The sequence below is a fragment of the Novipirellula methanifontis genome (genome assembly GCF_052161655.1).
GTDB lineage: Bacteria > Planctomycetota > Planctomycetia > Pirellulales > Pirellulaceae > Novipirellula.
Genome location: NZ_CP197418.1, coordinates 520,322 through 543,808 on the forward strand (window position 1 = coordinate 520,322; position 23,487 = coordinate 543,808).

General features: G+C 54.7%; 12 protein-coding genes. 4 read left to right on the top strand and 8 right to left on the bottom strand.

The genetic code is table 11. The annotated features are described in order from the left end of the window. Positions 1-37: 37 nt before the first annotated feature. Both SH528x_RS01875 and xylA read right to left on the bottom strand, forming a co-directional pair. A complete protein-coding gene (locus SH528x_RS01875) occupies positions 38-3,199 on the bottom strand; it encodes a PSD1 and planctomycete cytochrome C domain-containing protein (protein WP_442508842.1) in 3,162 nt (1,053 codons plus the stop codon). A gap of 618 nt (positions 3,200-3,817) precedes the next feature. Next, on the bottom strand, positions 3,818-5,134 hold the full coding sequence (xylA, locus tag SH528x_RS01880) for a xylose isomerase (RefSeq protein ID WP_442508843.1): 1,317 nt from the start codon (positions 5,132-5,134) through the stop codon (positions 3,818-3,820). 237 nt (positions 5,135-5,371) lie between these two features. Between xylA and SH528x_RS01885 the strand changes: the two genes are divergently transcribed. After that, entirely contained in the window at positions 5,372-6,538 is a 1,167-nt protein-coding gene (locus SH528x_RS01885; RefSeq protein ID WP_442508844.1) for a substrate-binding domain-containing protein, read from the top strand. Positions 6,539-6,814: 276 nt separating this feature from the next. Next, entirely contained in the window at positions 6,815-8,419 is a 1,605-nt protein-coding gene (locus SH528x_RS01890) for a pyridoxal phosphate-dependent decarboxylase family protein (protein ID WP_442508845.1), read from the top strand. A 36-nt stretch (positions 8,420-8,455) separates the two neighbouring features. Here the strand turns inward: SH528x_RS01890 and SH528x_RS01895 are convergent, their stop codons facing one another. From SH528x_RS01895 to SH528x_RS01915, 5 genes are all read right to left on the bottom strand, one after another. Continuing rightward, positions 8,456-11,722 carry a sulfatase-like hydrolase/transferase gene (locus tag SH528x_RS01895; protein ID WP_442508846.1) on the bottom strand — a complete coding sequence of 1,089 codons (3,267 nt, stop codon included), beginning with the start codon at positions 11,720-11,722 and terminating at the stop codon, positions 8,456-8,458. A 528-nt stretch (positions 11,723-12,250) separates the two neighbouring features. After that, positions 12,251-13,891, bottom strand: a complete 1,641-nt coding sequence (locus SH528x_RS01900; RefSeq protein WP_442508847.1) for an arylsulfatase — start codon at positions 13,889-13,891, stop codon at positions 12,251-12,253. Between the two features lie 518 nt (positions 13,892-14,409). Then, positions 14,410-16,422, bottom strand: coding sequence for an arylsulfatase (locus SH528x_RS01905; protein ID WP_442512063.1), 2,013 nt, complete (start codon positions 16,420-16,422; stop codon positions 14,410-14,412). A 70-nt stretch (positions 16,423-16,492) separates the two neighbouring features. Further along, complete coding sequence (locus SH528x_RS01910) at positions 16,493-17,920, bottom strand: sulfatase family protein (RefSeq protein WP_442508848.1); 1,428 nt, start codon at positions 17,918-17,920, stop codon at positions 16,493-16,495. Positions 17,921-18,056: 136 nt separating this feature from the next. Next, positions 18,057-18,185, bottom strand: a complete 129-nt coding sequence (locus SH528x_RS01915) for a sigma factor-like helix-turn-helix DNA-binding protein (protein ID WP_442508849.1) — start codon at positions 18,183-18,185, stop codon at positions 18,057-18,059. Between the two features lie 586 nt (positions 18,186-18,771). On the opposite strand from SH528x_RS01915, the gene SH528x_RS01920 reads away from it, so the two are divergent. Next, positions 18,772-20,670, top strand: a complete 1,899-nt coding sequence (locus SH528x_RS01920) for a potassium/proton antiporter (protein WP_442508850.1) — start codon at positions 18,772-18,774, stop codon at positions 20,668-20,670. A 149-nt stretch (positions 20,671-20,819) separates the two neighbouring features. Next, positions 20,820-21,656 (top strand): SAM-dependent methyltransferase, encoded by an 837-nt coding sequence (locus SH528x_RS01925; protein ID WP_442508851.1) that lies wholly within the window; start codon positions 20,820-20,822, stop codon positions 21,654-21,656. Positions 21,657-21,938: 282 nt separating this feature from the next. Here the strand turns inward: SH528x_RS01925 and SH528x_RS01930 are convergent, their stop codons facing one another. After that, a complete protein-coding gene (locus tag SH528x_RS01930) occupies positions 21,939-23,447 on the bottom strand; it encodes an arylsulfatase (protein ID WP_442508852.1) in 1,509 nt (502 codons plus the stop codon). Positions 23,448-23,487: the final 40 nt, after the last annotated feature.

Sequence of the window (23,487 nt, forward strand, 5' to 3'; positions counted from 1 at the left end):
TTCGAGCGATTGAAAGTTGGTTCGATCGAGACATTCCTTACTCAACCGAAACAAACTGATCGAGGTTGAAAATTAAGTGAGCGACGGAGGTCCATGCCGCATGTTCTGTCACGTCGAGACTTTCGTCGCGGGGTGACTCTCCCGTCGAGATCAGCTTGACTGCATCATCCGGCTTGGCCTTGAAATGTTCACGAAAATAGGTGAGTGAGCCGAGCAAGACTTTGCTCGAGCGGTCTGAAATCGGCTTCGCAATCGCCAGCTGATACATCGCTTCGATTCGCTCGGTGTCCGAAAGCTCAGGCATCAGCAGAGCTCGCTCGGAAAGTTTTCGAGCTGCTTCGATGAAAGTGGGGTCGTTCATCAATACCAACGCTTGCAGTGGCGTATTGGTGCGACGGACTCGAACATTGCAAACCTCGCGTCCGCCCCCGTCAAAGATGATTTGACGCGGTGGATTGACTGCGCGTTTCCAGTACGAGTACATGCTCTTGCGATACAACGCGTTGCCGCCGCTGATGCGGTACTTTGTTCCCGCGTTAGCCGCCAACGATTCCCATAAACCGTCGGGTTGATACGGTTTGACCGACGGGCCGCCGACTTCTTTGTTCAGCAGACCGCTGGCCTGCATCGCGACGTCGCGAATGACAAAGCCATCGTTGCGGTAGCGTGGCCCATGCGCCAGCAGGCGATTCTTGGGATCAGCGGCGATGATGGCATCGCTGCTGCGCGACGATTGCCGATACGTTGCACTTGTTACAATCAGCCGATGCATCGCTTTAACGTCCCAGCCAGATTCGATGAATTCGACGGCCAACCAATCCAGCAACTCGGGATGCGTCGGAACATCGCCTTGCAATCCAAAATCTTCACTGGTGGAAACCAAGCCGGTTCCAAAATGGTCTTGCCAGATGCGGTTGACGGTCACGCGAGCGGTTAGCGGATGCTCGCGAGAGACCAGCCACTTCGCTAATTCGAGCCGGTCAGCGGGCTGAGATGCGTCCGCTGACGATAACAGGGCAACGGGAACGCCACGCGATAGCACCTCGCTCTTGTCCGGTGCATCGTACTGGCCTCGCATCAGCAAATACGCGGGCAGCGGATCGCCGTCGCGTTCTTTCATCACCATCGTGGTCGCGAACTTAGCGCCCGTACTCTTCAGTGTCTTTTCTGCATCTTTGAAGCGTTGTTCAGCTTGCTTCAATTCAAGGTCAATCGACTCGTAGTATTTGGAAAGCTTTGTTTGTTCGTCCTTAGAACGTGATTTCAACGGTTTTCGCAGGATCGCCACGATTGATTGGTCTGCGATCAAATCTTCACGCTCCGCGTTTCCATTTTGTGCTGCCGTTTGCAGTCGAAACTTGCCGATCGAATGATTAGGGAAATCTCGAGTGAAGCTCATCGAGACCTTGATCGTCGTCTTTGGGGCGGGATGAATGGGGGTCTTGAGTTCCAGGGTCAAGCGGACGTTCTCGGCTTTATTGCCGTGGATAGCCCATCCCGAACGCATATCATCATCCAGCACATTGTCGGGGCTGTAGTTTGGTTGCTGGCGACTCGCCGAAGCCGAGACGATTTCAATTGGCTTTTCCTCGACTGAAAGCTTCACATCCGTCAGCACAAAGTTGCCATTGGAGCTCGGTGCTAATTGATTCGGTTTGGTAAACGCATCATCCACGATGGCTTCGATTTGCAACGCGTCGATCCGCTGAGGTTCCAAGTTTGCATCCGATGATGCGAACGGTTGCAGTTCGATTTCATATACCACTCCCGAAGCGGATTCCGCAGGCAAGTACTCGATGGTGTTGTCGTCGTTGACACGAAGTTTGCCGTTGCCGCGGAGTGTTGCGTTTACGATCGTCGCATCGCTCCAATTCGTGTAGGGTGAAGCAGGCAAGGTGTCCCTGATTTCTTCAATCCACGTATTCATGCGTTTGAACAGCCCATTTCGGGAAGCGGTCTGCTCTCGTTTAGCATCTTCGTATGCTGCGACGACTTCATCGGGAACTGGTGTCAGCGGCGAGACCGCCGTCATCGTTGGCATCGCGTCCAAGCCTTTGCCAATCCCTCGTTCGCCAATGTTGTTGAAATAGCTGTAAAGTTGAAAGAATTCTTTCTGGCTCAGCGGATCATATTTGTGGTCGTGACAACGCGCACAGCCAAACGTCAATCCCATCCAAACCGTGGAGGTGGTTTCCACGCGGTCGATGACGTTTTCCACCAGAAATTCTGCGGCGAGAGCTCCCCCTTCGCTGTTCTGGCGATGGTTCCGGTTGAACGTCGTTGCGAGTCGTTGCGACGCGGTGGCGTCGGGTAACATATCGCCAGCCAGCTGCTCAATCGTGAACTGATCGAACGGCATGTTGTCGTAATAGGCTTTAGTGACCCAGTCTCGCCATGGCCAATTCGTTCGGCCGTTGTCGTTCTGATACCCATCGGTGTCGGCATACCGCGCGGCGTCGAGCCAGCGAAGCGATTGACGTTCAGCATACGCCATCGAATCGAGCAGACGGTCCACGGCGCGACGATACGTTTCGTCCGTCGGGTTCGCTTTCACCATGTCTTGAAGGTCTTCAGGCGGCAGCAGACCCGTCAACGTCAATGATGCTCGTCGCAGCTGGGTCAGTACATCCGCCGCGGGCGATGGAGGAAGTCCTGATTTAATCAAGCGTCGACCGACAAACGCATCGATCGGGTTCGACGACCAACGCTCGATCGTGGCCGGATCCCAGCCCGCTTGCGATTCCGCCGACTTTATCACGTCGATGGGGACTTCGGGCTTTCGCGGAGTTTCGAACGCCCAATGGCCTTCGTAGGGAGCACCTTGCTTGATCCACAAATCGAGAATGCGTATTTCTTCCGCCGACAGCGATCGGTTACTATCCGGCGGCGGCATCTGGTCGCCTTCGTCGGTACTGTGGATGCGCGCGTGTAATTCGCTCGATTCCAATTCGCCCGGCACGACCGCAAAGTAACCGCCCAAATCTGCAAACAGATTTTCTTTGCTGTCGGCCCTGAAATCGGAATCCTGGTTTTCGGCATCAGGACCATGGCAATGAAAGCACTTGTCCGACAGGATTGGGCTGACTTGGTCGCTGAAGTCGATTGTTTCCTTGCCATGCAAAACGCATGTCGTGCCACTGATTGTGGCGATAACTAACAGATAGATACGCAGTGGCGTATTCAAGATGGGACTGCTCACGTTTCAATCCGGATGAAGAAAGGAATTGGCAGCGTCGATACGACTGAGCGGCCAATTCATGTTGCAGCCAAGTCGGTCTCGCAGCCAAAAGTCACTGTACGGTGGGGTCACATTCTTCGCGAATGTGACTCAGCGACTTGTTGATTTGCCCGCCGTCTCACCTTGCCAGCCGTTAGCACGGACACGAGGTTGCGGAAATGGGGCACGAAGTTACGGTCTTCTTCGTTGCTGTCGACTTGTGGACAACGCTTGGATTTTAATCAACGGCACTCAATACTCCAATACGCTTTCTAGCCACCTTAAGATGATCGTGGGGGCTAGGGGACAACGATTGCAATATTTTGTCACGTCACCCCCGGGGAAATTGCGACGTAATCACGAGCATACAAAACCAACGCTGTGTAGCATTTAGAGTCGGAGAATTACGGCATTTACGTTCTGTAGCTACGCTCGCCAGAGCGTGGACCAGCGTGGATAGTTGCCGTCCAAATGCGAATCACCACCTTCTGGCGAAGGTAGCTACCAGAAAATGCTTCACAGCATTGATGCAAAACGCCTCGGTCGTGACCGCCAGCCTGCGGAGTTGTGATCCACAGGCTGGCAGTTAAACGAGGAAAACTACTTTTTGTCCAAGTAGCGATTGAAGATATTTTCAAGCAATTCTTGGCGACCGCTCGTGTTTGCAGTAGCTTCGCCTTTTTCGAGCATCAGTTTTTCGAGCTCGCTGAAGGTTGTTTTTCCCGATTCAATTTTCTTGCCCAATTCGCCGTCCCAGCTGCTATATCGCTGATCGACCAGGTTGCTCAGGGCGCCATCGTCGATGATGTTCGCTGCCACTTTCAAACCGCGAGCGAACGCGTCCATGCTGCCGATGTGCGAGTAGAACAAGTCGATCGGTTCAAAGCTTTCGCGGCGGACTTTTGCGTCAAAGTTCACTCCGCCTGGTGCCAAGCCGTACTTTAGTAGCACCAACATGGTCTGAGTCGTTAGGTAGTAGTTGGTTGCAAATTGGTCGGTGTCCCAGCCTAACAGCAAGTCGCCGGTGTTGGCGTCGATCGAACCCAGTGCGCCTTGCATGCCGGCGTACTCGAGTTCGTGCATCATTTCGTGACCGGCCAAGGTCGCATGGTTGGTTTCGATGTTCAGTTTGAAGTGATCGGTCAGATCGTAGGCACGCAGGAAGTTCAAACAGGCTGCGGCATCCGAATCGTACTGATGCTTGGTCGGCTCTTTCGGTTTGGGTTCAATCAAGAATTGTCCCTTGAAACCGATCTCTTTCGCGTAGTCGACGGCCATGTGAAAGAAGCGAGCGAGGTGATCGAGTTCGCGTTTCATGTCGGTGTTGTAAAGGCACTGATAGCCTTCTCGACCGCCCCAGAACACGTAGTTTTCGCCACCGAGTTGTTTGGTGACCTCCATGGCCTTCTTTACTTGTGCCGCTGCATAGGCAAACACTTCGACGTTGCACGTCGTTGCTGCACCGTGCATGAAACGCGGATTGCTGAACATGTTGGCGGTGCCCCACAGCAATTTGACACCCGTTCGCTGCTGTTCTTCGCCGAGCACTTTTGCAACGGCGTCAAAGTTTGCATTGGACTCTTTCAGCGACGCGCCTTCGGGAGCCACGTCGCGATCGTGGAACGCGTAAAACGGAGCGTCCAGTTTTTCAAAGAACTCAAACGCCGCTCGCGCACGTTTGCATGCGTTTTCAACCGATTCGCTGCCGTCGTCCCAAGGCCGCTGCATGGTTCCGCCGCCGAACGGATCGCTGCCGGTGCCCCGAAACGTGTGCCAATACGTGACGGTGAAGCGCAAGTGCTCCTTCATCGTCTTGCCCGCGACTACTTCGTCGGGGTTGTACCAACGAAACGCAAGCGGGTTGTCCGAATCAGGGCCTTCGTACTTGATTTTGGAAACTTCAGGAAATGCACTCACAGGTAGGCTCGCCTTGTTAAATCGGAAGGATGGAGAATCAGATAAATTTCACGCATTAAGCTAGGTAGGCTGCTTGAAAGTATACACGTTGCCACCGCAGTCGATGGCCGGTCACCTCCCTTCAAGCACCGGACTATGGCGTATTTTCTCTTCCGAAGTAGCCTTGATCCAGTAGACTTTTCGCAATCGATCAGAGATATTTCACATGTTGGTTTGGCTTCGGTTTAGGGAGATTTGATGACGCGGCGTTCTGTGGCACTATTGATTGAGACGTCCAACGGCTATTGCCGCGGGTTGTTGGATGGGATCATTGCGTACGCAAAACACCATGCAAATTGGTCAATTCACCTGACCGAACAAGAGCGTGGGGCGGCTCCGCCGGCATGGCTGCAGTCATGGAAAGGGGACGGCATCATCGCCCGGATCGAAACCGACACGATCGGTCGGCATCTGAGAAAATTTGGACTTCCGATCGTTGATCTCAGTGCGGCGCGTCACGTCAAAGGCATTCCCTGGGCCGATACCGATGACGAGGCGATCTCGCGTTTGGGGGTACAACATTTCACCGAACGCGGATTCTCGCAGTTGGCCTACTGTGGCGATCCCGGATTTGAGTGGTCCAATCTCCGGCGTGATCATTTCAAGCGAATGACGTTGGCGGCGGGATGTTCGTTTCACGAGCACCAGATGACCCCTCGCTATGATTCAAGCTTTAGCTGGGATGCCGAGAAGCGAGCGATCGCGGCGTGGCTGAATCAATTGCCGCGGCCAGCAGCGATCATGGCTTGTTACGATTTCCAGGCTCAGCAGGTATTGGATGTTTGTCGCGAACTTCAGATCGCAGTTCCCGAAGAGATCGCAGTGTTGGGTGTCGACGATGATCGCTTGATTTGTGAGTTGGCCGAACCGAACCTCTCCAGCGTGATTCCCGACACAAAGTCAACGGGCTACGAGGCCGCGGAGCTTCTGGACCGGATGATGCAAGGCGAGTCGGTGTCCCCCCGCCAACGATTGATCACACAGCCGCTGGGAATTCGTGTCCGCCAGTCCACGGATACGCTGGCGATCGAAGATGCCGAGGTGGCTCGGGCGCTCAGCTACATTCGCCGTCATGCCCTTGCCAACATTCGAGTCACCGACATCCTGCGTCATGTCTCGCTGTCGCGGCGGGCACTGGAGCATCGCTTCATGCAACTGATTGGCCACACGCCGCACGAAGAGATCATGCGAGTGCGTATCGACCGCATCAAGGTATTGCTACGTGAAACAGATTTGTCCATTCATGAAATCGCCCAGCGTGCCGGATTTGAGTACGCCGAATACATGGCCGCCGTCTTCAAACGCGAAACGGGGACAACGCCCACCGAGTTTCGTGCCGAATGCAAAGCGCAGACCGTTGGCTAAGGGAATTTCCTGTTGCTGCCATGCCCGCAGCGTCCCGCTTTCGAATGGCAGCGACTCCTGTTGAACGAAGGCAAGCAGACCTATCATGCAAAGCGGGGCGTTTGGATCGCTCTTTAAGCAGGTGGGCAGGAGTCGTTCGGTTTATTAGCCGCTTTGGCGCTAGCCACGGTTCCATCGTTCAACCGGGGCTATTGCCCAAGCGGCTAATAGGATTTCACCCAATCAATTCTGCCCACCTGCTTAATGCAATGATTGAATTCATGAGTCGAAGGAAACATGATGGACGCGAAGAAGCTGCAATATTTGGTCGATATGTTTTTTACATGTCGGCGAGACGAACTAATGCAAATATTTGGCGAAATGTTATCGGCGCTCGAAGCCGAGCAATCGATGCCGCCGGGCCGATTGATGTCTCGCAACTACGAAACGGCTCAAGCAAATCCTGAGATTCATACTTTGCCGGGGAATCTAAAGGATGCGCGTGACGCCATCTTTCCATACTATTGGGGAACCGATAGTTGGCAATCAAAACTCCATCTCGAAAACGTTAAAGGTCCACCCAACTTTGCCTCGTTGATCGGATCGATTGCGGCTCTGCTGAAGAACCCCAATCTCTGTGTGGATACGTATTGTTTGCGATCCAATGAATTGGAGGTCAAATCGATAACGGCGCTTGCGAATTTGATCTTCTATCACACCGAGTCGCCTTGGGGTGTGTTTACGATCGGAGGCACGATCTCGAATCTGTATGGTGGGAAAATCGGGATTGAAAAAGTCGCTCCCGGCACAATGCAGAATGGGATCGGCGAAAAGAAATTGGCGGGACTGGTTTCCGAGGCGGGGCACTATTCCAACGCGACCTTGGCTGGTTGGTTAGGTATCGGAGTCAAAAATCTGCATTCGATTCCGACAGATGAAAATATGTCGATGCGGCTGGACCGTTTGGAGCAAAAGCTTGACGAGCTGTACTCCGATGGCGTCAAGGTTGCCTTTGTCATCGCCACCTTCGGCACCACGGATGCCTTTGGGATTGATGACATTCAATCGATTAAAGAGATCATCGATCGTAAATCACAACAATATGACGTCACACCGGCACATCTGCACGCGGATGCTGCGGTCGGTTGGATCAGTTGCTTTTTGACCGAATACAATATCCAAGGCAATCCGCTCGGGGCGAACGCAGAAACGCTGAAGTTGATCCAGCGTACACAGCAAGCAACCGTCGGATTTCGTTATGCCGACTCGGTCACCCTCGACTTTCACAAAATGGGTTGGGGACACTATCCGTCGAGTGCGTTTATTGTTCGCCATCGTGACGATCTGTTGCACCTGACACGGACTCTCGAGGAGATTCCTTATTTTTCCGAAGCTGATTTTCGACACGATCCCGCGCTGTTTACGCTGGAGTGCTCGCGTCCTGGGATTGGTCCTTACGCCGTGATGGCTTCGCTCAATGGCATTGGGCTGAACGGCTACCGTTGTCTGGTGGCCAATGCGATTGATAAGGCGAACCAGTTGAAAAGGCGAATCGAAGAACTCGATTTTTGCAAAGTGCTGAACTTAAATACACTCGGGCCCAGTGTTTGTTGGTGGGTGTTGCCTCGAGGACGCAACGCCAAAGCGTTGTTCAAGCAACTCGAAGACGGGACAATGTCGGTCGAAGAGCAGACGCAGTATTTTGGAGAAATCAAGCGACTCTACAATAAGCGAGCGGCCACTCTCGATCCTGCCGTTGATGCAAGATTGAGCTTCACCACGTCGATTGGTTATTGTCCCCATGGCGTCCAGTTGCCGGCTTGGAAAGCGGTGTTTTTTAATCCAAAAACCGACGACGAGGTGATCGACCGACTCATTGATAGTATTAAAGATCTTGTCTGATGCGATTGGCGGCAGACTGCAAGCCTAGTCAAATACTCAATCCACGATCTCGAACGTTTGTGCTTCATCGGGACCTGGGTTTCGATAGGCAGGGTCTTTGGCGCGAATGAAGATCTCGCCGTTGTCCAAAACTTGCACGTCCAGCGGCACAATCGTGACGCCCTGTTCATTGATCGTTTGTGCATTGTCGCCGATATCGCGGGTTTCGATCCCTTGGCGTGGCAGCGGCGGAACATTGGCATTGAAAAACGCGGTGCACCACCACTTGCCCTGCTTGTCTTGAAACGGGGTTCCATGGCCGAGGAATCGACCAGCAAATTTGCGTGGGCCGTACGGCCCCGTAATCTTGTCGGCGACACAATAATACAGGTTGTACGAACCCTTGCGGCCCTGATCGGTCGACCACGCGGTACCCAGGTGCACGTATTTGCCACCGACTTTGATCATCGTCGCCCCCTCGTGACCAATTCGACTGATCGGTTTTCCATCGGGACCGGGCCGACTGCCAGCAGGATCAATCCGCACCGGATCGCCGATATATCGGCTGAGGTCCTTGCTCACAGGAGCGATCATCGTGTTCTGCCAAAGCAGATAGATCGTGTCATCGTCGTCGGTAAACAGCGACGGATCATGACGTTCGCCCATTCCGCCGTTCATCGGGTGCGTCCAAGGTCCTGCGAGCTGTTTGCCCGCTGTCGTTGCGAGGCTTGAAACTTGTTTTGGGCAATGCACCAATGCCCAGCGGTCACCGAGCCAGTGGATTTCGGGCGCCCAGATGTGTTTCGGCTTCTTGCCTTTTTTCGTCGCAGCGAAGGTGTCGTCGATCGTGAAGATTGGACCGAGTGTTTCCCAGTGGATCAAATCTTTGCTGCGATAGACTCGCACCTGATCGCCCACGATGCTCTCGTCGCCCAGACCGATGTTGTAAGGATCCGCCGCTGCGCGTGGATCCTCCTCGTTGGGCTGCGTCCCGGTCAAGTAATAGTAGTCGTCGGGCCCGAGTGTGATGTACGGATCACGGATCCAGTCCGACTTGATGTACAACGCACGGTCATGGGACTTCAGGCCAGCCCGGATGGTCGCGGCGTCCATCACCGGTCCTGGTTTTCGATCCGTTTTTTGCTGGATGAATGCGGACGCCGGGAAATCATCGGCCGCAGTTGTCGCTTTGTGTGATTGTTCCTTCTCCTTCTCCTTCTCCTCCTCCTTCGACTGTGTTGTGTTCACTTTGTGATCGATCACTTTTCCGTTGAACTGATTCGGTGCCGAATAGTCGCCTGCGGCGGTTCGGTCGTCAAAGCCAACGCTCAGTGCGTCCAGCGGCTGAGTTGGAATGAAGCCAGGCGAGGGACGACGAAGTGGCGGTTGCTCGTTGACCGTTAGCTGCATCTGATCGTCCGACAAGATGGCCTGCAGTTTGATCTCGCCACTCACTTTTTCGGTCGCGGTCAGTCGCGTGATTTCGCCGTTGACTCTGACATCAAACGCGGGCAATCCATCGATGAAGTGCAATGCGTATCCATGTTGGTTGCCTCCTTGAGCGAGCACGACTCCGTTGGGACTGTCCGCCTTGACTACGGCTTCGATTTTAATGCGTCGATTCGCGATCGCAGGCGACTGCCCCGCCTTCGTTGCAACGCCACCATCCGATGGCTCGGGTTCCCAGATCACTCCAACGCGGCGTGCCCATTCTTCCCACTGGGCTACCATCGACCGAGTGCGTTCAGGTTCCTTTTCCGCTAAGTCGTTTAGCTCACTGCGGTCCTCGGCGAGGTTGTAAAGTTCCCATTTCAATTCGTCCGGCATGCGTTTGGCGTAGACCGCTTTCCAGTCGCCCTTTCGCAACGCGTGAGCCGCCTGGTGGTCAAACCCGATCGTGCGTTCTGGCAGCGTTTCCCCACGCATTGCCGGCAGCAGACTCGTGCCTTCGAGCGGAGTGATCGCGTTGCCGTTGAGTGTTTTGGGATACGCCGCGCCGGCGACCTCCATCAGCGTTGGCATCACGTCCATCACGTGTGCCGGGTCACGAATCCAGTCGTCGGATTTGCCAATCCCCTTGGGCCAATGGGCGATGAAGGGCGAACTGATGCCGCCTTCGTTTGTAAAGTGTTTGTACAGTCGGAACGGCGTGTTGCCGAGGTTTGCCCAGCCGCTGCCGTAAGACTGATGCGTGCCCCGTCCCCCAATTTTTCGAATCTGGTCCCCTGTGTGAAGTGTCGTTGTGCCGCGTCGCGATTTGCCGTCAAAGCCGAACGGGCCCCATTCGTAACAAGCACCGTTGTCACTGAGAAACAAAATTAGCGTGTTCTCCAGGTCGTCGGTTCGTTTCAAGTGATCGATGATCTGGCCGACACCGTTATCGACTCCTTCGACCATCGCGGCAAACACTGCCATCCGTCGAGCGAGGTCAAGTTGGCGGTCTTTGTCAAGCGAGTCCCAGGCAGGATTTTGCTGGCCCGAGAAACCGTTGGCGATGTCATCACGGTCGACCGGAACGAGACTGCGTGGACTCAGTTTCCAACGATCGCCGTCGACCAAACCAAGCTTTTGCATCCTTGCGAAACGTTCCTCACGCAGCACATCCCAGCCACGTTGGTACGTCGCGTTGTACTTGTCCGCTCGCTCCGCAGGAGCTTGCACGGGAAAGTGGGGTGATGAATGGCCGAGAAACAGGAACCAAGGTTTGTCACTGTTTTGTCCCTTGCGAATAAAATTTAACGCGTACTCGTTAAACACATCGGTCGCATAAAAATCGTCCGCCGGGGGATCGATCTCCTTTTTGCGGCCTTCCGGCAATCGGATGTAGTAGTCCGCTTCATATTGGTCGTGCGAATGGTCGTTGGTGTAACCATAGAACTCGTCGAAACCGCGCCGGATCGGTCCGGTTTCGGGATGCAGGTGCCATTTGCCGACGTAGTAGCAACCGTATCCCGCTGGCTTCAGAACTTCCGCAAGCGTCGCACATTGATCGTTCAGTCGGCCAATGTACCCAGGGCCTCGTTTGGCGTCGGGGCGACCTGTGGTGAAGTCACCGATGCCGGTTTGCGATGGATACAATCCCGTCATCAGCGAGGCTCGCGTCGGACAACAGCGGGCCGAGTTATAGACTTGAGTAAATCGTGCACCACCTGCGGCGAGAGAATCGATATTGGGGGTGGGGATCTCGCCGCCGTAGCAACCCAAATCCGAGTAACCCAAGTCATCCGCCAGGATCACAAGGATGTTGGGGCGTTCGGCGGCAACCGCACATGTCGACAACATGACGGCCGCGATGGCGGTGATTCGTTGAAGGAGGTAAGTCATTCGCATGTTTATCGTTTTGAAACAATCGTTCAGGGGTTTGGATTTGTATCGATGAGCTGACTTTGCTAGCCCAATGGCATCTACACTGATCATTAAGCGGGTGTAAATTTTGCGGTGCGGCAAGGGTGCGCCTGCTCAATTTCGAACGTTTTAACCATTGCAACGGGTGGGGCCCTCGCCGTGCCGCTAACAAAGTCGGTACTGTCGTGGTCCGCAGTTGCTCAGCATTTCTGCCACCTCTCCACCAGTTTTAAGACTGCTGATGTAGTATACGTCCTGTCGGCACCGTCCTGTCACCTCTCCCAAACCCAGTTTGGGAGAGGTCGAGCAGAGCCTTCAGCGATTGCTCGGGTGAGGGCCGTCCGAGCAAGCCCAACCGAACGATGCAACAAGATTGCGCGGTCGGCCCTCACCCGGACGAGGCCTGTGGGGTCCGCCCGACCTCTCCCAAGCTTGGCTCGGGCGAGGTAACTCGTCCGGCTACCCTGTCGCGCTCAGTGCGGACATGAGGAATTTGCAGGAACCTTGTCACTTCTCGGTCTCTACGCCCGCCTGTCCTGCCTTGCCTCGTTGCTTTTTGCCTTTCAGCTTTCCCTTCGTCGCAGGTCTGGGCAACACATTGGCGTTCTTCGCCCATTCTCGCCACTGTTTCGCCATTGCTTCGGCGACTTCGGGGTTTTGGCTGACGAGATTGTTCTGCTCGGTGCGGTCCGCCTTCATGTCAAACAGTTCCCACTCGCCCTTGAGGCCTTGGCGAACCAGTTTACGATCTCCGATGCGGATCGCCGCGTTCCCTTCGTGTTCCCAGTACAACGGTCGCTCGGCAAAGTCGCCGCTGCCGATGAGCAGCGGTTTCAAACTTTGCCCCTGCATCGGCACGATCGCATTCCCCTTGAATTTATCAGGATAAGTCGCTCCGCCGAGATCGACACAGGTTGCCATGATGTCAATCAGATGCGTCGGCGTCTGGACCCAAGAATCCGGGCCCGTGCGAGGCTCGATCGCCGCTGGCCAATGAGCGATCAAAGGGCTCGACGTACCACCTTCGTGGTTGTAGTGCTTGTACTTGCGAAACGGGGTGTTGTTCAAATGGGCCCAGCAGCGACCGATGAAGACATCCGAGTGCGGATCGCCAGGGTGCTCGCCATTATACTTGCCCGACACGCCTGCCTCGGCATTGCCGCCGTTATCCGAAAGGAACAGGATCAGGGTGTTATCGAGTTGTTTTCGCTGACGCAGTGCGTCGACCAATTTGCCGATGTTTTTGTCGACCTCTTCGATCATTGCGGCGTAGATCGCCATCATGTCGTCGTAGCGTTTTTGTTCTTCAGGCGAGAGCGAATCCCAAGCAGGAATTTCCTCGGGACGCGGTTCCATTTTCCAGTTCTTGTCAATCAATCCCAGTTCGATCTGTTTTGCATAACGCTGCTCACGCAACATGTCCCATCCGGCCATGTATTTGCCGCGATACTTGGCGATGGTCTCCTCGGGTGCCATGCATGGAAAATGCGGTGCGACATGTGCTAGGTACCAAAAGAAGGGCTTCTCGTCCTCGATCGCTTCGTCGATGAACTTTAATCCTTGTTCAGTCCACAGATCGCTGCCATACCACGGTGGGTTCAGTCGCGGATCCTCGGACGAAATCGTTTCTCCGTTGAGGAACAGATTCGCGCCCCCTTTGCTGCCGGTCTGGTTCGAAAAATGGACGCCGCCTGCCGCCAAGTTCAAACTGCGGTCAAACCTGCGGCCCCACGGATGGACTCCATGATTCGCACCGACATGCCATTTGCCTGTCATCGCGGTGAAGTACCCCGCTTGCCCAAGCACTTCAGCGATCGTCACGCATTGGTCGTTTAGTCGTCCTTGGTAACCGGGGACGCCTTGGTCGGTCGTCATCCAGCCGATTCCGGCTTGGTGTGAATACAGTCCGGTCAACAGAGAAGCACGCGTCGGGCAACATCGGCCGGTGTTATAAAACTGCGAAAATCGCACTCCATTTTCGGCCAGAGCATCGAGATGAGGCGTGGGAATCTCGCTGCCATACGGTCCGATGTCCGACACCCCCATGTCGTCCACCATGATCACGATGATGTTGGGCTGCTGGGCCGCAGACAGCAACGTCGATGGGAACGCAACCGTAAGGAACGTCAGTAAGTAGCTGAGCTTCATGGTGGAGTTTCGCAATTCAGGGTGGGGGTGGAAAGACTCGTGTTTACCTGCAACCGCTCGGCGGATCAATCAAAATAGGAGGGGCTGCTGTGTCACGGTGCCCAGGGAATACGAGAGGCGATGCCCAATTTTGACATCGTTATGCGTGGTTTTCGCGTTTTGTTGACAGTTCGATTCTCATTGTAGAAGCGTGGCACTTGATGTGTGTCAATAATTTGCCTTGTCCCGCAAAAGCTTGCGTCAATCACAGCCTAACCGCAGAGGTGGAAATTAGAGGACACCGATTGTGGGCTGAACAACCGAACCTTCTATTCGCGTTGTGTTCCGACGACCTCTGACGTTGGTGCGTGCTGCTTAGAACCTATCCAAAAACCGGTAGCGGAAGCCGTCAATACTTTCGATCAAGCTCTATCGGGGCCGGAATTCTTGACGAATTCCGCGACGTCCGAGTCGGAAATAATCGCCGCTTCACGGTTTTCGGACGGGCGCTTAGCGAGCCACGAAAATGCTACTGCTTTTTATTGTGTCCAAGTTTGTAGCGTCTGTCCGTCAGAGCCGAGCAGTTGCAAGTCGGCGATGGTCGCGGATCCAGGGCCATCGCTAATATCAATACGTAATTGATAAAGTCGCTCCACTTCGGCGATGTCGATACGGACAGCTTGCCATGCTTTGCTCGATTCAACCGCAAACGGAATCCTGTTGCCTTTCGGCAAGATGGTTTTGGCGTCGGTGGTGTAGAAGACTTCGCCTTCGGATGCTTCATCCGACTTGGCATCGACCATCAGCCTGAATGTGATTTGGTAGGGGCCATTGGGAAGTTGCTTGTTTCCCAAGTCCATTGCAATTCCGGGGTCGTCACCCGTGAACTGCAATCGCAATTCGTTTCCGACGATTTTTAAAGTCGTGTTTTTGCGGGCGCGAATGTGGTTCGCAGATTGCAAGTTTGCGGACTTGTCTTTCTTAGCGGAGCCGGCGTTCGCTTGCTTCTTCTTTTGGTACTCTGCGGGCTTTTCCGCTGCGAAATTTGTCCACTCGCGATGGCGATGCGGCAAAGAAGCTTCCTGGACGGGCGCACGTGCTTTGGCCGGAGCGTGCAAGACGTTCTCGGCCATTTCGTGCCACATCGCAATCATTTTTTTTAGCCGTTCGGGCTGTTGATTGACAAGGTTTTTCAGCTCACTTCGATCCTCGGCGACGTTGTACAGCTCCCATGTTTCGCCTTGAAAACTGACAAGCTTCCAATCGCCATCGCGAAGACCACGATCAGCCGCAAACAATAGATGAATCGGCGGTCGTGATTCAAGCTGTCCACCAATGAATAACGGTTTCAGTGAAATTCCCGAAACCGGCCGCAACTCTCGACCCTTGCCTGAAGCCGGGATCTCAGTTTTGGCAAGGTCGGCCATTGTTGGCAATACATCGATTAGGTGAGCAGGCTGTTCGACGACGCAGCCGGGATCGAGCTTCAGCCCCGCAGGCCAGTGCACGATTGCGGGCGTTGAAATCCCACCTTCGAATTGGTTTTGCTTGTAATAGCGAAACGGACTGTTGCGGGCCCAAGCCCAACCCGTCGAATCGCCGAATGAGACGTTCGCACTGGTTGGCTCGACATCCAAGCGAGCCGGCTTTCGATCATACGGGCACGCTCCGTTGTCCGAGACGAACAAGATGAAGGTGTTTTCGAGTTCATTGTTTTTCTTTAAATCGGCGACCAAACGACCGACCTCTTGATCGACGCGATCAATCATCGCTGCAAGGGTGGTCATGCGGTTGGCTTCGTAGTCGCGTTTCCACTGCTCGAGATCATTCCACGCCGGGATATGCTCAGGCCGTGGGCTTGGTTTGAGCGATTCAGGCAATACCCCAAGCTGGATCTGCTTGGCGATTCTCGCCTCACGCACAACATCCCAACCTTGGTCGTATTTGCCTTGGTACTTTTTATAGTCTTCGGGTAACGCATGTAGCGGCGCGTGCGGTGCGTTAAAGGCAACATACAGATACCATGGCTTGCCAGTGGTGCGGGCTTCGTCGAGGAATTTCAAACCGTAATCGACGTTGGCAACGGTCGTATAGAAACCATCGCCCGGAACCTTCCAAGGCTGGCCGTTCAGTCGGAAGGTGTTGTCACCGGAAAAGTAGTTGCATGCGCCGCTGAGGTGACCAAAGTATCGTTGAAAACCGAAGTCGGTCGGTTGTTTGTCCAGATGCCACTTGCCCGTCATGGCCGTGAAGTAACCGGCATCACCAAGCACTTCCGCCGATGTCACGGCATGCGACAGCGACGTGTCTCCCGCCGCGATGCAGTACTGACCGGTCAGCAAAGAAACTCGCGACGAATGGCACTTTGCCGTGTTGTAGAATTGCGAAAATCGCGCGCCATTGCTGGCAAGGGCATCCAGATTCGGCGTGTCAATCTCGCTGCCATAACAACCGATGTCCGAAAAACCCAAATCGTCGACCATAATGACGACGATATTGGGACGCTGGTCGGCAATACAGGGTCGCACCACCGCAACGCATAGGAATCCCATGCACAACGTGGCTAATTTGGAAACGTGTGTCATGGGTTGTCTCGGACTAAGAATTGTGAATGTTACGTCGCTACTTGTTATTGCGTTTGGCTTGCTTGAGTCGATACGTTGCACCATTGTCAGCAGGCATCTGGTTGTGCCAGTCAAGAAGTTTAGCCTTCAATTTCGCAGTGACCTCTGGGTGATTCGATGCCACGTTCGTCGACTCGGCTCGGTCATCCTGCATGTCATAAAGTTCCGCGTCCGATCCATCATATTCGCACAGCAGTTTCCACTTTCCAGAACGAACCGAGAGATCGGGAAGGTCTTCGACTCCATAAAACGAGTCGCGATCCGGCGGGCGACGAAAGAAGATGGGCTTATTGCGTGAACCCCCTTCGCCTCGCAGCGTTGCGACCAAGGGTTCTCCGTCAAATTGGACGCCATCGGGAAACGAGGTGTCCGTCAACGCCAACAAGGTCGGCGCAAGGTCAACCGCCGAGAACACGGATTCTCTGTCGACGTGGCCCTGCTTGCTAACGATCCTTGGCCCCCACGCGATCAATGGCGACCGGACGCCTCCTTCGTACAGGTGCGTTTTAAAACCACGAAACGGACCCGCTTCTCCGGCTCCCGGCGCCGGACCGTTGTCGGAACAAACCAGAATCAGCGTGTTGTCACGGAGCGATGCGTCGTTACGGATTCGATCGAACAATCTGCCAAACTGCTTGTCCATCGTTTCGAGCACGGACAGATACAACCGTCGCATCGAACCATCTCCCCACGTTTCGACCGGGGGCCAATAGGGGCCGTGGACATCATCGGGCCAAAGGTTGATGTAGAAAGGTTTGTTGGCCGCTGCTGCTTTGTCGATGAACGGGATTGCTGCATCCACGAACCCGGTTGTGATCTCCGATCTCAGCATCCAGCGATATCCATCACCAAGGCTCTCGGCGTCCTCCCAGATGCGTCCAGGTTTTTCTTGACCGGGTTTCAAGGTCATGGGAAGCAGTTTCGGCCCCATGCCTTCGAAATTGGTCAACGATTCGTCAAAGCCATAATCGCTGATCGGCGGAGCATCGCTGACATCGCGCTGCCCGCCCATGTGCCATTTTCCAAAGTGCCCGGTCGCGTAGCCGGCCTTCTGAAGCGAACGCGCCAACATCGGAGCTTTGGGATCGAGCCACTGGGCCACCCCACGTTCATCGTTGCTCTTTCGATTGTTCAGATACGAAGTGATCCGCCAGCGTTGCGGATACTGTCCGGTCGAAATGGCAACTCGCGATGGCGAGCAGATCGGCGAGTTGACATAGAACTGCTCGAACCGAACTCCCTCGGCTGCCAGACGGTCGATGTTGGGTGTTTCAGCATCCTCATTGCCGAAGCAAGAGAAGTCACCCCATCCCATATCATCAATGAATACGAGGATGATGTTGGGACGCTCAGCGGCGAATGCTGAACTAGTAGCAACGCTAAAAATCGCGAGAGCGATCAGACGCTTTATCATGTCATTGTTCATCAAGTGAAGTCTCTTGGGGAGCTGCTTGGTTCCGATTGTTTTGATCACTTATTCCGGATCAATGTTCAGATTATAACGCTCCCCGGCAAGTCGCGCGTGATACGCCTGCTGGAACGCTGAGGCCTTATCAACCTCGCTAGCTCTGTACTTTGCTGCCCAAGTAGTTCGCAATTTTGCTTCCTGAGCGGTTCTCGAAATAACGAAGTCTGATGATCTGCTGGCTACGAGGCGTCAGCGTTTCCAAGCATTCCGACAGTGCGGCCAACAGCGACTCGATTCTTCGCCGCTGCCCCCACTTGGTTCGAGTGACCAGTGTCGTTCGAGCGTCTCTTCGGACAGACCGACGTACCGCCCCTCACGCGTGCGAATGATATCAATGGCGCGGTTCCGGGTGAACCGACGAAACCAGTTGATTAAATGCTCAGTGGTTTCAAATTTCTGGTCCCGACTCCATCGCTCTCACGCTGATTTCTTGGAGCACGTCCTCCGCCAAATGGAAATTCCGGGTGACGGTGTAAATGGTTGACGTCAGCGCAAGTCGTTGTCGGAGCAGATGTTCGGTAATTTGCTGGTGATTCAACATCGATGGACCTCGCGAAAAATACGCATGCTAGCGGCGAACCTCTACATTCAATTCGTGCGACGTTCTGCAGATTTCGGAAAAAAAGTTTCTGGTTGCGGAGGAAGAGGGCGGCTTACTTGCCGATGGGGGGCACCGCCCCGGAAACGCCCCCTGCAATTCAAGCGCCAGTCCGATTCACCAACGACCCACAGTCGGTAAACTGGTCCGAAAGCGATGGAACGCTGTCGCAAAGTTCATTGACTCATGTGCGTCCCGCAATCGATTTAGCATGTTAAGTATCGAAGCTTTGATTCTGATCACCGGCATATTGCTCTTGCTGGGGATTGTGTCGAACAAATTTTCAGCACGCATGGGCGTGCCCGTCCTCGTCCTGTTTCTTCTCGTCGGCATGTTGGCCGGATCGGAAGGAATTGGGGGGATCGAGTTCGAAAATTATTCGCTCGCCAACGGTATCGGAACGATTGCGCTCAGTCTGATCCTTTTTGACGGGGGACTTCGTACTCCGTATCGCTCGATCCGTGCCGCCTGGAAACCCGCGGGGGTGCTGGCGACCATCGGAGTATTTATTACCGCATTGATCACCGGGCTGGCTGCTTCGTGGTTTTTGCAGATCCCGCTGATGGAAGGTCTGTTGTTGGGCAGCATTGTAGGATCGACCGATGCCTCGGTCGTGTTTTCGGTGCTCCGCTTTGGTGGCGTTCATATCCGCCGCAGACTCGCCGATACGCTCGAAGTCGAGAGCGGCTCGAACGATCCGATGGCGATCTTTCTGACCGTGGGGCTGATCCAAGTGTTGACCGGAGCGGTGCCGCTCGGTCCCGGCTTGTTGGTTTTGTTTCTTACTCAGATTGTGTTTGGAACCGTCGTCGGTTTGCTGGTGGGATGGGGCGGCGTGTGGGTGCTCAAAAACATCCAACTCAGTGCCGCAGGATTGTATCCCGTCTTGGCGACCGGGTTGGCGTTGTTTTCGTTCGGTTTCGCAGCAGCGTTTGGCGGCAGCGGTTTTTTGGCGGTCTATTTGACCGGCATTGTGATCGGCAATCGCCGTCCCGTGTTCCATCGCGGTATCTTGTTGTTCCACGACGCTATCGCATGGTTGTGCCAAATTTTGATGTTTATCGCGTTGGGTATCCTCAGCTTCCCCAGCCGGTTGTTGGACGTAGCAGGACCCGCGCTGATGATTTCTGCCGTGCTGATTTTGGTCGCCCGGCCGGTCGCCGTGTTCTTATCCGTTTCGTTATTTAAGTTTTCATTCCGAGAGTTAACGTTCTTGTCGTGGGTGGGGCTCAAAGGAGCCGTGCCGATTACCTTGGCGACATTTCCGATGTTGGCGGGGCTGCCAGGAGCTCCGTTGATGTTCGACACGGTATTCTTTGTGGTGCTGGTTTCGGCGCTCGTCCAGGGTTGGACTCTGCCCTGGGTCGCGCGGTCATTGAAATTGGAGGTGCCCGCTCGTTTGCCACCCCCTGTGACGCTGGAGATCAGCTCGTTGCGAAACGTCGAAGGGGATATCGTTGACTACTTTGTCGATGATGAATGTCGTGCGGCAGGCCACATGATCAAGAACTTGGCGTTGCCCGACGGAGTGGTCGTCGCGTTGATCGTCCGCGACGAACAAATCATTCCCCCGCAAGGCCGTTCTCAGATTCAGTTCGGCGATCACATCATTGTCGTGCTACGTCCTGGCGTTCGTGCGATGGTGGATCGAGTCTTTGCCCATCGCGAATTGGACCCCGTAGTCCTACCGACGGCGCTCGAGTTCCCACTACGTGGTTCGATCACGGCGGCGGATGTAGAGCAGTTCTACGACCTACAATTAGGGGCAAACCCGGACGCCACCCTCAACGAAATCATGCAATCACGGCTAGGCCCCAAAGGACTGGTTCCCGGAGCCGCCGTACAGTTTGATCGAGTCGTGTTGTACGTCCGCGAGCTCGGTGCAAGCGGGACCGTACAATACGTCGGCATGATGATTCTGCCAGAACCCGAACCAGAACCAGAACCAAAAGTCGAACCCACATTGAAGTCCAACTCGGATCCAGAGTTGCCAACGCGGCTTGCCAGCGGCAATCCAGACGACGGGTCGGCAGAAACACCGTCACATGTGTCAGGCAATGGCGACGTTGAATGCCAATCCGACGCAGAACCGTCGCCACCTCCAGCTTAGAATACAATCCGGGGGCACCTGATAATGCAGGACGATTTGAGTGAGTCTTCTTGTTGGAAATCGAGTGGGCAACGCTTTGCAGCCTCGGCTGAACACGTCACGATGAATGCAGTATCAACGCTTGCTTTATTCCCGAGAGGGCGGAGACCATGATCGCCATCGAAGGCGTCCGCAAGGATTCCATCCGTAGCCACTATCAACTCGGCACGCTTTTCTATCGCTTGTTGTGGGGGCCGCACATCCATCATGGGCTGTGGAATGGTGACGAGTCAGCCTACGTCGCGCAGTGTCAATTGACCGACACGCTTGCTGATATGGCTCGCATCTCAACCGAGGACAAGGTGGTGGATATCGGCTGCGGAATGGGCGGTTCGGCTATCCGGCTGGCCAAGCTTCGTGCTTGCGACGTGACGGGAGTGACACTCAGTCCGCTGCAGCAACGGTGGGCAACGGTTTCGTCAAAGATGAAACGAGTCGGCAAGCGGACGCGGTTCATCGCCGACGATGCCGAACAAGTGAGCTTTGATCCCGCCAGCTTTGACGTGGTGTGGAGCGTAGAATGCACCGAACACCTATTTGACAAGCCCGAGTTCTTTCGCCGAGCGTGTCAGTGGTTACGACCGGGCGGCCGGATCGCGATTTGTGTTTGGTTCGAAGGCGAAGACACGAGCGTTGCCGATCACCGCAAGCAGTGTGAAGACGTGTGCCAGCGTTTTGTGTGTCCGTCGTTGGCCACACGCGCGGACTACGCTCGCTGGATCGCCGATTGCGGAATGCGAGTGACTCATAACGAAGACTGGACGGCCCGAGTCGAACGGACGTGGGAAATATGCAAGCAGCGTGTTCAGCGAAGCGGGGTGCGGCATATTGCGAAAATGCTAGACCGAGAGCAAGTTGATTTCATCGACGGTTTCGACGCGTTGCTCAACGCGTATCGAAGCGGTGCGATGCAGTACGGAGCAATCGTTGCCGAAAAAGACGCATGATTCACGATGCAAAACGCGAGACCGGCGTTACTCAGGTAGGTCGTGGGCCGCTTACGACGGCGTCGGGCATGCACAACGCTGTGAAGCATGTTGTAGCGAAACTCGCCAAGAGTTTCGGGGGGGGGCATACGTCAATCAAACGAAAGTCCTGACGACTTCCGCTACTACCGTCGCATCAATTTGAATTGCTCGCCGTTAGGGCACTGCGATAAAACCCGGCCGCTTACGCGTCACGGCTCACTTGATCTGTTCGTCGCCCATCCGCGATCCTGTAAGCGATAGCTACAGCGTCGGGGCAGTCCACTTGGGAATGCCACGCTCTTTGAGTTGCCGTTCGTAGCGGACGTCCTGAGGATGTTCCGCCGAGTACGGAGCGTCTTCGTTGACCATCATTGGAACCGTCTGACTCCACCACTGGTCGTAGGCTTTTCGCAGCTCGGCAACGACTTCGGGGTGTTCCGCCGCGACATCCTGCTTCTCATGCGGATCGGCTGCGATGTCGTACAGTTCTTTGTTGTTAACAAACCGCCAGCGTTGGGATCGAACACCGCAACTCTTGAACTTGCTGTCGTTCGGATCGGCCCCTTTCTCCCAACGACCAACGTGCACGAACAGATTGCGATCGGCCCAGTCGGCTCGAGGATCTTTTAACAATGGCAGCAAGCTGCGTCCATCAATCGGTTGGATGTCAGACGGGATTTCGGTGCCGGTCAGTTCACAGAACGTTTTGTACAGATCGATGTGGGCGGTCAGTGCTGGGATGTCGACTCCTTCGCCGAGTTTGCCCTTCCATCGCCAAAATGCGGGCACATGCGTCCCCCCTTCCCATGGCGATCCTTTGCCTGTTTTGAATCCCGCCGTGTACATCGGAGTTTGCTTGCCATTGAGCTTACCGCTGCGGCCGGCTTGGCCGTTGTCGGTCATGAAGATCACAAGCGTATTGTCCCACAACTTCCATTCATCCAGTTTCTGCATCAGCACGCCAAAGTTGTCGTCGATATTTTCGATCATGCCATATCGACCTTGCGTGCCGGCGTCCCAGCCCATATCGGCGAATCGTTTTTTGTACTTCTCGGGTGCCAGCATCGGACCGTGTGGAGCATTGGTGCTGACATAGGCGAAAAACGGAGTCTTTGCTTCGTGTTGTTTCTTGATCCAACCGAGTGCGGCCTGAAAGAAAACGTCAGTGCAAAATCCATCGGTTTGGACGATCGTGTCGTTGTGCAGAATCACGTTGTCAAAGTACTTGCCTTCACTTTCGCGATTGGGCGGAAAATCAGCACAGCTACCTTCATAGGCCTGGCCGATCCCGCCGGCTCCGTGGATAAAGACTTCGCTAAAACCACGGTTGTACGGTTGGTACGCGTCTTCATCGCCAAGATGCCACTTGCCAAAGATACCGGTCTCGTAACCCGATTTCCGCAGCAGTTGCGGAAACGTGGTTGTCGACAGCGCCATCCGCTCGCGTTCTTTGATCGTATGCGTAACGCCATTACGGAACTCGTGTCGCCCGCTGAAGATCGACGACCGCGTCGGAGCACACGTCGGGCTGACGTGAAAGTCGGTAAACCGCGTCGACATCTGATAGAAACGATCGATGTTCGGAGTCCGCAACACCTTATTGCCCATACACGATAGATCGCCCATGCCTTGATCGTCGGTCATGACCAGAATGATGTTCGGGCGAGATCCCGCCAAATCGTCAGCACTCGCCGACTCAGCGGGCACGGCTGACAACATCAGAGCAAACAGACACGAGGCTAACGAAGCTGAGAGATAACGGTTCGTCATGATAGAAAATCGTTTAAAGAATGGGAGGGAAGAATGATTT